This is a genomic window from uncultured Flavobacterium sp., assembly GCF_963975005.1.
Lineage (GTDB): Bacteria > Bacteroidota > Bacteroidia > Flavobacteriales > Flavobacteriaceae > Flavobacterium.
In genome coordinates, this window is record NZ_CAXBFR010000021.1 from 22,674 (window position 1) to 31,381 (window position 8,708).

Sequence of the window (8,708 nt, forward strand, 5' to 3'; positions counted from 1 at the left end):
TTTAAAATATTAATTAATGTATATATAAGTGTCAGTTTTGGCAATATTGTTACAACTTTAAAAAAAAATAAAAATCATCAGACATAAGCCAAAAAATGTTTGTTATTTTGCCAAGTATGAATTCACAAAACCAAATAGTTTTATCGCTTGGAAGTAATATAGGAAATAGATTAGAAGCTATTGAATTATGTATTTCTTCCATTCATAATGAGATTGCAACCGTTGTAAAAGTTTCAAATGTTTATGAAACACCAGCTTGGGGTTTTGAAAGTGAACCTTTTTTCAATTGTGCTATTGTAATTCATACCACAAAATCACCACAAAAAATCCTTACTCAAATCTTAAAACTTGAAAAACAATTAGGAAGAGTAAGAGGAAAACAAGAAGGTTATCAGGCAAGAACCATTGATATTGATATTATTTCTTTGAATGAAGACCTCGTTGAAACCGAAAACTTGCAAATTCCTCATAAACTAATGCAGAATAGGATGTTTGTGTTATTACCGATGCAAGATTTAAGTCTGGATTGGATTCATCCAAACTTCAAAAAATCTATTTCTGAATTAATTCAAGCTTGTGAAGATGAAAGTGAATGTAAATTAGTTAAAAAATTAGTTTCACCAATCGAAAAATTGAAGTTACAAAATTTCAATTATATTGCTATTGAAGGGAATATTGGTGCAGGAAAAACAACTTTGGCTACTAAGATAGCTGAAGATTGTAATGCAAAATTAGTTTTAGAACGTTTTGCCGATAATCCTTTTTTGCCTAAATTTTATAAAGATCAGAATCGATATGCTTTCCCTTTGGAAATGTCATTTTTAGCAGATAGATACCAACAATTGACAGATGATTTGGCTCAATTTGATTTGTTTAAAGACTTTATCGTTGCAGATTATCATATTTTTAAGTCACTAATTTTTGCAAAAGTGACTTTGCATGAAGATGAATTTCGCTTGTACAAAACCATGTTTGACATCATTCACAAAGAAATGCCAAAACCTGATTTATATGTGTATTTATACCAAAACACAGAAAGACTTTTAGCGAATATAAAAAAAAGAGGTCGAAATTACGAACAAGAAATTCCAGCAGAATACTTAGAAAAAATCAATCGAGGTTATTTGGACTATATTAAAACCCAAACGGATTTGAATGTTTTAGTTGTTGATATTTCTGATTTAGATTTTATCAAAAAACAAAATGATTACGTTTATTTGTTGGGTGAGATTAATAACAGATTAAATTAAGCATTCACAGATTTAAGAAATTTACACATAATATTTTTTCTGATTTCTCAAATTTCTCAAATCTGTGTTCCAAAAAATCAATTCATTTTCTGAAACAAATCCCAAATCACAATTCCAGCACTAACTGAAATATTCAAAGAATGCTTACTCCCTAATTGTGGAATTTCAATTACACCATCGCTCAAATTAATAGCTTCTTGTTGCACACCTTTTACTTCATTTCCAAAAATTAAAGCATATTTTTTATCAGTTTTAGGCTTAAAATCATTCAACATTATCGAATTTTCTACCTGTTCAATCGAATAAATAGCTACGTTTTCAACTTTTAATTTTTTAATTACTTCTAAAACATCTTTAGCATATTCCCAAGTAACCGTTTCTGTTGCTCCTAAAGCCGTTTTGTGAATTTCTTTGTTTGGTGGAACAGCTGTTATGCCACACAAATATATTTTTTCAAGCAAAAAAGCATCTGAAGTTCTAAAAACAGAGCCAATATTGTGCAAACTTCTAATATCATCTAAAATAATAATAATGGGAGTTTTATCTGCTTCTTTAAATTCTTCTTTACTGATTCTATTTAATTCTTCGTTGGCTAATTTTTTCATGTTACAAAGTTAGTTTTTTGTTTAAAAGTTTGGAAATATTTTTAGGTTAAAAGATTATGATTTTAAAGGGTTTAAAGTGATTGTTCTAAATGTTTTCGACAGGCTCAGACTGACATCTCGGATTTTAATTGCGTTTTGTTTAATTTAGAAAACTAATTTTTATTTTTTATAATATAGTCAATTAATTACTCAAATGTCATACTGAGCCTGTCGAAGTGCTTTTTTATATTGTGATTGCAATTGATTTTTTAAATTGATATTGCCATTGCACTTGATTTTTGTAACTTCGCAAGCATTACCTAAAATAATTTATTGTGGCCAAAAAATCAACAAAAGAATCCAAACCCAAAGAAGTTAAAGAAACTCCTTTAATGAAGCAATACAATGGCATCAAAGCTAAATATCCTGATGCTTGTTTGTTGTTTCGTGTTGGTGATTTTTACGAAACTTTTGGAGAAGATGCTGTTCGAGCAGCCAGAATTTTAGGAATTACTTTAACAAAACGTGGAGCTGGTTCAGAAACCGAAACGGCTTTGGCTGGATTTCCGCATCATTCTATAAATACTTATTTGCCTAAATTAGTCAAAGCTGGACTTCGTGTAGCGATTTGCGATCAACTAGAAGATCCAAAAATGACTAAAACCATTGTAAAACGAGGTGTAACCGAATTAATTACACCGGGAGTTTCGATGAATGATGAGGTTTTGCAATCCAAATCCAACAACTTTTTAGCAGCTTTGCATTTTGGAAAAATCTCTATTGGAATTTCTTTTTTGGATGTTTCAACAGGTGAGTTTTTAACTGCTCAAGGAAATGAAGAATACATTGATAAATTATTGCAAAATTTTCAACCTAGTGAGGTTTTAATTCCCAAACAATTTAAATTAAAATTTAAAGAAGTTTTTGGAGAGGATTATCATACTTTTTTCTTAGAAGATTGGATTTTTAAGCAAGATTATGCTTTTGAAAGTTTAACCAATCATTTTCAAACCAATTCTTTAAAAGGATTTGGAATTGAAGAGTTGCAGGAAGGAATCATTTCTTCTGGAGCCATTTTGTATTATTTATCAGAAACGCAACATAATAAAATTCAACATATAACAGCTATTCAGCGAATTGCCGAAGATGCTTACGTTTGGATGGATCGATTTACCATTCGTAATTTAGAGTTGTATCATTCTACGAATCAAAATGCTGTAACGCTTTTAGATGTGATTGACAAAACCTTATCGCCAATGGGTTCTCGTTTATTAAAACGTTGGTTGGCTTTGCCTTTAAAAGATGGTGTTAAGATCAGAAGTCGACATGAAGTTGTGGCTTATTTGAAAGAAAATCAAGATATATTAAAACAAATTCAAAACCAAATCAAGCAGATTTCTGATTTAGAGCGTTTGATATCTAAAGTAGCAACTGGAAAAATTTCCCCAAGAGAAGTAATTTATTTGAAAGATTCCTTAAATGCAATTATTCCGATTAAGGAATTGGCTTTAAAGTCAAATAATGATTCTTTGAAAGTGATTGGTGATAATTTACACGCTTGTGAATTGCTTCGAGAGAAAATAAAAACTACTTTAAACCAAGAAGCACCAGTTGCTATCAATAAAGGAAATGCCATTGCAAAAGGCGTGAATGAAGAATTAGACGAATTAAGAGCCATTTCTTCCAAAGGAAAAGGGTTTTTAGAAGATTTAGAACTTCGCGAAAGTGAAAAAACAGGAATTACATCGCTTAAGGTTTCCTTCAATAATGTTTTTGGTTATTATATTGAAGTTAGAAATACACACAAAGATAAAGTGCCTGAAGAATGGATTAGAAAACAAACTTTAGTCAGTGCAGAAAGGTATATTACAGAAGAATTAAAAGAATACGAAGCTAAAATTTTAGGGGCTGAAGAAAAAATTCAAGTTATAGAAAATCAATTGTTTGAACAGTTAATTCAATGGATGGCTACATATATTAAACCGGTTCAATTGAATGCAAATTTGATTGCCCAATTGGATTGTTTGAATTCATTTACCCAATTAGCCATAGAACAGAAATATGTTCAACCTGTTTTAGACGAAAGTTTTGATTTAGAAATTATAGAAGGTCGTCACCCTGTTATTGAAAAACAACTGCCTGTTGGTATTCCTTATATTTCTAACAATGTCTTTTTGGATAGAGAAACCCAGCAAATTATAATGATTACGGGTCCAAATATGTCTGGAAAGTCTGCTATTTTACGTCAAACCGCTTTAATTGTGCTATTGGCCCAAATGGGGAGTTTTGTTCCGGCAGAAGCTGTTAGAATGGGAGTAGTAGATAAAATTTTTACTAGAGTAGGAGCAAGTGATAATATTTCAATGGGTGAATCGACTTTTATGGTCGAAATGAATGAAACGGCCTCAATTTTGAATAATCTTTCAGAAAGAAGTTTGATTTTGTTAGACGAAATTGGAAGAGGAACTTCAACTTATGACGGAATTTCGATTGCTTGGGCAATTGCTGAATTTTTGCACGAACATCCAAATAAGCCAAAAACACTATTTGCAACACACTATCATGAATTGAACGAAATGGAAGTCACGTTCAATAGAATTCAGAATTTTAATGTTTCTGTGAAAGAGTTGAAAGATACTGTTTTGTTTATTCGTAAATTGGTTAAAGGAGGAAGTGCTCATAGTTTTGGTATTCACGTAGCAAAAATGGCTGGAATGCCTCAAATTGTGATTCAGAAAGCCCAAAATTTATTGAAGAAGTTAGAAAAAAATCATTCTTCGAGTGAATTATTAAATATAAAAGATGCAAATGACGAGTTGCAATTAAGTTTTTTCAATTTAGATGACCCATTATTAGAGGAAATTAAAGATCAAATTCTGAATTTAGACATAAATACATTGACTCCCGTTGAAGCTTTAATGAAATTGAATGAAATAAAACGAATGATTGTAAAATAATTTAATTTGTAAATAAATCACTGTCAATAGGTTATTTGTTTTTTAAAATTTTTTATTAAAAAAGGTTTGCAAAATTAAATTTATAGTGTACATTTGCAACCGCAATACGGAACAAGTATGGCGAAGTTCTTAAAATTACAAAGTGAAAATAGGCTCATTTAGAGTGTGATTCTGTTCTACTTAATCTAGTCTTTTTTGAGTTTTCATTACAAACGCGAAAATAGCTCAGCTGGTAGAGCGCGACCTTGCCAAGGTCGAGGTCGCGGGTTCGAGCCCCGTTTTTCGCTCAAAAAAATACCAATGGTTTTTTATTAAACCAAATGCTTGAGTGGTGGAATTGGTAGACACGCTGGACTTAAAATCCAGTGGGTAGTAATGCCCGTGCGGGTTCAAGTCCCGCCTTGAGTACTAAAAGCTTCAAACTATGTTTGGAGCTTTTTTTGTTTATAACATCTTCAATACTTTTTTTTAAACCTCTTTATTCTTGATATTAAAAATAGTAGCTTGCTATTTCATTGCTAAAAACAATTATGGGAACTTTTGTAATTACTAAAAGAATAAGTGATATGTACAAATATGAATTTGTATCAAGAAAAGGGAAGCCTATTTTTATTAGTAAGGACTTTGAATTAAGGTTTGAGTGTGAAAATGAAATCGAAAACCTAAAAGTGAGATTAGAAGATTGTTTTTTTATGCAATTTAAATCAACAAAAGGAAAGTTTTATTTTAAAATTGTTTTGCAAAATGAAGAGATAGCTGTAAGTAGAAAATTTTCAACTCAATTGATGATGCAAAAGAGTATTAATGAAATAGTTAAGTATGGGAATCAATCTGAAATTTTAGATTTTTCTTTAGAGTTGGATATTTTTAAAGATTAATTGTAGTAAAATAACTACGCTAAAAAAAATAAAGCAAAAAAAAAGCCCCACTAGGTGGAGCTTATTTTTTGCTTTAGATGCTAATTATTTAGCAACTTCTTCAGTAGTAGCAGCAGCTTCAACAGCTTCAACAGCTACAGTAGCAGTAGAATCTACAGTTTCAACTGCAGTTTCAGTAGCAGCTTCAACAGCTTCAGTAGCTTCAGTAGTAGCTTCTTCAACGTTAGCTTCAGTTTCTTTACAAGATACGAACATCATAGCAACTAATGCTAAGCTTAATACAACTTTTTTCATCTTTTTTATTATAAAAGGTTAATTATTAATTCGGAGCAAAGATATAAATTTTTTGATATGACAAATTATTTTTTGTTATTTTTTTCAAAATATTTTTTATCCTTGAATTCCGTAGCATATATTTACAATTTCCGTGCCAAAAATATTATTTTAAAATTATTTTTTTACTAACTTTAATTCAGAGATAATGTTCTGAGCGTTAGCGTACTTATCAATGATAAATAATACATATCTAATGTCTACCATTATGTTTCTACAGATATCTGGAGAATAATAAATATCACTCATTGTTCCTTCCCAAACTCTATCAAAGTTTAATCCAATTAAGTTTCCTTTTGCATCAATTGCTGGACTTCCAGAGTTTCCTCCAGTGGTATGATTCGTTGCAATAAAACAAACCGGTAATTTGCCGTTTTGAGCATAACTACCATAATCTTTCTTATTGTATAAGTCGATCAATTTTTGTGGCACATCAAATTCATAATCACCAGGAATATATTTTTCCATTACACCATCTAAATAGGTAATAGGCTCGTAATAAACTGCATCTTGTGGAGCATAACCTTTTACTTCTCCATAAGTCACACGCAAAGTACCATTGGCATCAGGAAAAATTCTATCGTTTGGAAATAATTCAACAATAGCTTTCATGTAAGTTCTTTGTAAAGCTGAGTTTTTCAAATCAAGTTCGCTATAAGTTGGTGCGATTTTAGTATAATATGTATCAGCTAAAGATTTTACTAACTGAAAACCTTTATCATTATTAAGTTTTTCAAGTACTGATTTTGCATCACCATTTAATAATTCTTTAAGTTTTGCATAACTAGTTAAACTTGAAGTTGAATAAATTTCTTTAGATAATGTACTCGCATTTATATTTTCTAATGAACTAGGTAAAAACTGTTTTGGAGATTTTGTGGCATATAATTGAATTAATTGCTCAAAAACCTTTTCGTCTACTTGTGCGTTAAAATCTTTATAAGAATCTTCAAAACTTGTAATTAAATTGTTTTTTCTGTCATTAAAGGATTGTTCCCCTCTAGAAGTATAAACTTGTTCTAGTTGATATAATTTGAAACCAAAACTTAATAGTTCGGTGTTTCGTAGTACTACTTCGCTAAAGTAATCTCTAGCAACTGCATAATCTTTAATAGCTGCGTAGTTTGTTTCAAATTCTGAAAGTAAGTTTCCATATTCAGCTTGTTTTCCAGCTTTTGCAACTCTGTTGTTAAAGTCAGCTTCAAACTTTTGTTTGATTCCAACTGCATTCGATTTTTTTAAACCTTTGCTTTCTCCAATCCATTTCTTCCAATAATTAGCCACACTTGCAAACTTTGAAGCATATTGAATTTTAATAGCTTGATCTTTTCGCATAAAACCATCTTGGACTTTTAATGCAGCATCACGAATTTCAATTTTTGCTGGATTTAAATCATTAATAATTTGTTCTACAGCATAAGACGGTAAGTATTCTTGTGTTCTTCCAGGATAACCTAATACCATCGTGAAATCATTTTCTTTGATTCCTTTTGTAGAAATTGGTAAAAAATGTTTTGGTTTGTATGGAACGTTATCTGTTGAATATTCTGCCGGGCGGTTATTTTTATCAGCATAAATTCTGAATAAAGAAAAATCTCCTGTGTGTCTTGGCCAAACCCAATTGTCTGTGTCTGAACCAAATTTTCCAATAGAACTTGGTGGAGCTCCAACTAAACGAACATCTTTATAAGTTTCTGTTACAAATAAAAGGTATTGATTTCCATCAAAAAATGTTTTGATTTTGTTTTCTTGCCAAGCTTCTTTGGGTAAAGTCTCACTATAACGCTGAGTGTTTTCTTGGATTTTTTTTTGTTTTTGAGCTTCATCATTTAAAGCATCAACTCCTTCCATAATTTTTGAGGTAACATCTTCAATTCGAACAACAAAAGTCACGATCATTCCTTTGTTAGGTAATTCATCTTCCATTTTATAAGCCCAAAAGCCATCTTGAAGGTAATCGTGCTCAACTGTTGAATGATTTTGAATAGCTCCATAACCGCAATGATGATTGGTTAAGATTAATCCTTTTGGAGAAATTACTTCAGATGTACATCCGCCATTAAAATGAGGAACAGCATCTTTTAAACTAGAATTGTTAACATCATAAATGTCTTTTGCCGAAATTTTCATTCCAAGCGATTTCATTTCAGTTTCATTCATTCCGTTTAATAAAGAAGGAATCCACATTCCACCTTGTTGGGCTTGAAGATGTACAACAAAAAGAAGTACAAATAATTTAATAAATTTCATAAGTATAGTTTTGATAAGGATTGCAAGTTACGGTTTTTGATTTTTTGTTGAAATTAATTTAGGTTTTCATTAAGAATATGTTTCATGATAATGTCTGACGCTCCTTTATTCATTTGAATAAAAGTGCTGCAAATATGACCTTTCTCATAGCGTTCATCTTCATTTTGAAGTAATATATTCAAAGCTTCATTTAATTGTGTTTGATTTTGAATTGAGAAGCAACCATCCATATTTACTAAAGCGGTTGCTTCTGCAAAATGTGAATAATTTGGACCAATCAAAATTGGAACTCCAAAAGTTGCTGGTTCTAAAATATTATGTACACCAGGATTCCCAAATCCCCCACCAACATAGGCAATGTCTGCGTAAGCATAGATTTTGGTTAGAATTCCGATTGTGTCAATAATAAAAACATTGAATTCAGATAAATTTTGATTTTCTTTTTCAGAAAATAGA

6 protein-coding genes, 2 tRNA genes and 1 pseudogene are annotated in these 8,708 nt (G+C 30.7%); 5 read left to right on the forward strand and 4 right to left on the reverse strand.

Annotated features, from left to right (window positions below; genetic code table 11):
• The first annotated feature begins 116 nt into the window (after nucleotides 1-116).
• Nucleotides 117-1,250, forward strand: a complete 1,134-nt coding sequence (gene folK, locus AACZ53_RS04395; protein WP_339835112.1) for a 2-amino-4-hydroxy-6-hydroxymethyldihydropteridine diphosphokinase — start codon at nucleotides 117-119, stop codon at nucleotides 1,248-1,250.
• A 77-nt stretch (nucleotides 1,251-1,327) separates the two neighbouring features.
• Here the strand turns inward: folK and AACZ53_RS04400 are convergent, their stop codons facing one another.
• The gene (locus AACZ53_RS04400) at nucleotides 1,328-1,855 is read right to left on the reverse strand and encodes an RNA methyltransferase (RefSeq protein WP_339835105.1); all 528 of its coding nucleotides are present in this window, start codon (nucleotides 1,853-1,855) and stop codon (nucleotides 1,328-1,330) included.
• Between the two features lie 371 nt (nucleotides 1,856-2,226).
• Between AACZ53_RS04400 and mutS the strand changes: the two genes are divergently transcribed.
• The 4 genes from mutS (at nucleotide 2,227) to AACZ53_RS04420 (ending at nucleotide 5,669) form a co-directional block, all read left to right on the forward strand.
• The gene (mutS, locus tag AACZ53_RS04405) at nucleotides 2,227-4,791 is read left to right on the forward strand and encodes a DNA mismatch repair protein MutS (RefSeq protein ID WP_339835113.1); all 2,565 of its coding nucleotides are present in this window, start codon (nucleotides 2,227-2,229) and stop codon (nucleotides 4,789-4,791) included.
• Between the two features lie 214 nt (nucleotides 4,792-5,005).
• A tRNA-Gly gene (locus AACZ53_RS04410) sits at nucleotides 5,006-5,078 on the forward strand.
• Nucleotides 5,079-5,113: 35 nt separating this feature from the next.
• Nucleotides 5,114-5,199 (forward strand) — tRNA-Leu (locus AACZ53_RS04415).
• 158 nt (nucleotides 5,200-5,357) lie between these two features.
• Nucleotides 5,358-5,669: a DUF1508 domain-containing protein gene (locus tag AACZ53_RS04420; RefSeq protein WP_339835106.1), complete on the forward strand. Its 312-nt coding sequence runs from the start codon at nucleotides 5,358-5,360 to the stop codon at nucleotides 5,667-5,669.
• An 84-nt stretch (nucleotides 5,670-5,753) separates the two neighbouring features.
• Here the strand turns inward: AACZ53_RS04420 and AACZ53_RS04425 are convergent, their stop codons facing one another.
• The 3 genes and pseudogenes from AACZ53_RS04425 to AACZ53_RS04435 form a co-directional block, all read right to left on the reverse strand.
• Complete coding sequence (locus AACZ53_RS04425; RefSeq protein ID WP_339835108.1) at nucleotides 5,754-5,963, reverse strand: hypothetical protein; 210 nt, start codon at nucleotides 5,961-5,963, stop codon at nucleotides 5,754-5,756.
• 156 nt (nucleotides 5,964-6,119) lie between these two features.
• Complete coding sequence (locus tag AACZ53_RS04430; RefSeq protein ID WP_339835109.1) at nucleotides 6,120-8,252, reverse strand: S46 family peptidase; 2,133 nt, start codon at nucleotides 8,250-8,252, stop codon at nucleotides 6,120-6,122.
• A gap of 53 nt (nucleotides 8,253-8,305) precedes the next feature.
• Nucleotides 8,306-8,708 (reverse strand): annotated as a pseudogene (locus AACZ53_RS04435) (3-deoxy-D-manno-octulosonic acid transferase); the annotation flags it as partial.

What these genes read in the sequence shown, in the direction of transcription:
- folK (WP_339835112.1), top strand. Translation starts at nt 117, where the DNA reads ATGAATTCACAAAACCAAATAGTTTTATCGCTTGGAAGTAATATAGGA.
- AACZ53_RS04400 (WP_339835105.1), bottom strand. Translation starts at nt 1,855, where the DNA reads ATGAAAAAATTAGCCAACGAAGAATTAAATAGAATCAGTAAAGAAGAA.
- mutS (WP_339835113.1), top strand. Translation starts at nt 2,227, where the DNA reads ATGAAGCAATACAATGGCATCAAAGCTAAATATCCTGATGCTTGTTTG.
- AACZ53_RS04420 (WP_339835106.1), top strand. Translation starts at nt 5,358, where the DNA reads ATGTACAAATATGAATTTGTATCAAGAAAAGGGAAGCCTATTTTTATT.
- AACZ53_RS04425 (WP_339835108.1), bottom strand. Translation starts at nt 5,963, where the DNA reads ATGAAAAAAGTTGTATTAAGCTTAGCATTAGTTGCTATGATGTTCGTA.
- AACZ53_RS04430 (WP_339835109.1), bottom strand. Translation starts at nt 8,252, where the DNA reads ATGAAATTTATTAAATTATTTGTACTTCTTTTTGTTGTACATCTTCAA.